Source organism: Megasphaera sp. AF13-6AC, from assembly GCF_027685385.1.
Classification (GTDB): Bacteria; Bacillota; Negativicutes; order Veillonellales; family Megasphaeraceae; genus Megasphaera; species Megasphaera micronuciformis.
Map to the genome: position 1 here is coordinate 299 of NZ_JAQCUN010000172.1, position 1,972 is coordinate 2,270.

A 1,972-nucleotide genomic window follows, 5' to 3' on the forward strand; every position below is an offset into this window, starting at 1 on the left:
GCATGAAATCGACAGTCTCTTTGTCAATATCTGCCAGCATTTCGCCCGTAATCTTTGCCATACGTACTTCAGTGTAACGCATGGCAGCCGCCGAGTCGCCGTCTACGGAACCGAAGTTTCCATGACCGTCTACTAAGGGATAACGCGTCGAGAAATCCTGTGCCAAGCGAACGGTCGCATCATACACGGACCTGTCCCCGTGCGGATGATACTTACCTAATACTTCACCGACAATACGTGCCGACTTCTTATACGGTTTATTAGGTGTCATACCGGCTTCGTGCATAGCATACAAAATGCGGCGATGAACGGGTTTTAACCCGTCTCGTACATCGGGCAACGCACGCGTAATAATAACACTCATGGCGTAGTCGATATACGAATTTTGCATTTCGTGTTCCAAGCACACGGGTAACACTTTATCAAATTGCTGTTCGTCCACAATGTCACCTCAACTAACAAAAACGTTTTCTTAAAAACAGCAGCTCATAACCGCCGTTATGGGCATATCCGTTTTATTATAGCAAATACGGCCGATTTTGAACAGTTTTACATAGCCTGACGGTTACAAAGACTCGGCTCTGTCCAGAAAGGACCGTATAATTTCGCAAGAAGCGTGGAATTTTTCCGCTTCTTCGGGTAATAAAGGCACCTCAATGATTTCTTCAATACCGTTTTTTCCTAAAACACAAGGTATACCGGCTACGACGTTCTTCTCACCGTACTGACCCGTAAGAACGGTCGAGCACGGCCAAATCAACTTTTGATCATGAAAAACCGCACGAATCAACATGAGGGCCGCATTGGCAATCCCGAACTCCGTACAACCTTTAAAGTCCACCTCTATATCGCCGGCCCGTTTAACGCGAGTCTGCAACTCATCCAAATCCGTATTTTCCAATTCCGGCTTACTCTTAATTACATCCGAAAAGGGACGACCGTTAATGCGTACCGTCGACCAGGCGATAAATCCCGAATTACCGTGCTCTCCGAGACAAAATCCCTGTATGGAGCGACGGGCATACCCGGTAAGATTGCCGATAACGCGAATGAGTCTATATGTTTCCAAGCTCGTTCCCGTGCAGAAACAACGACTTGCTTCCCACTTCATAGCCCGACGAATATATTCGCAAATAATATCTGCCGGGTTGGAAATATTAATCATAATGCCTTTGAAATCCGCCGTCTTTAACCGGCTTACCACTTCATCGGCCATACGAATGGAATCATCGAACATATCCAGCCGAGTTTCTCCGGGTTTGCGGCTACGGCCGAAGGCCGTAACCAGTATATCCGCATCGTTCAACTCTTCATATCCGCCGGCACGAATAACCGTATCACGACCGCAAGCCGCACCGGTTACGGCATCGTCCAGGTCATAGGCCTGACCGACAGCCTTTTCTTTATCTATATCGATAAGGACGATGTCATCCGCTTCACCCGACTGAATTAATGCCAACGCTACATGTGAACCTACGTGCCCTGCTCCTACAATAACGACTTTCCGAGTATCATACATCTTTTACGTCCCTCCGGTTTTATATTATTTGAAATATTCCGTACCTGCTGCAAAGATGGGTTGTACCTTATTACCGTCAATGTTTCTGAACATCGTTTCACCCGTATATCGTTCCGTATGCGCCATCTTTCCGAGAACACGGCCATCGGGACTTGTAATACCTTCAACGGCAAATACCGATTGATTCGGATTAAACGTGCTGTCATACGTAGCCTTACCGTTCAAATCTACGTACTGAGTAGCAATCTGACCCTTAGCCGCCAATTGCCGAATCTGTTCGGGCGATGCGACAAAACGACCTTCACCGTGAGAGATAGCCACCGTATGTATATCACCGGCCTTTACATTGGCAAACCACGGTGACATGACGGATACTACCTTCGTATCAACCATGCGCGACAAGTGGCGACCAATGGTATTATACGTAAGCGTCGGACTGTCGGCCTTTAGAGG

Annotated in this window: 2 protein-coding genes and 1 pseudogene; all 3 read right to left on the reverse strand. The window is 47.4% G+C overall.

Annotated features, from left to right (window positions below):
- Positions 1-442 (reverse strand): annotated as a pseudogene (locus tag PGX78_RS07705) (DNA gyrase subunit A); the annotation flags it as partial.
- 123 nt (positions 443-565) lie between these two features.
- Entirely contained in the window at positions 566-1,519 is a 954-nt protein-coding gene (locus PGX78_RS07710) for an L-lactate dehydrogenase (RefSeq protein WP_270446314.1), read from the reverse strand.
- A gap of 24 nt (positions 1,520-1,543) precedes the next feature.
- Positions 1,544-1,972 (reverse strand): phosphoribosylformylglycinamidine synthase subunit PurQ (locus PGX78_RS07715; protein WP_270446315.1); only part of this gene is annotated, 429 nt, incomplete at its 5' end.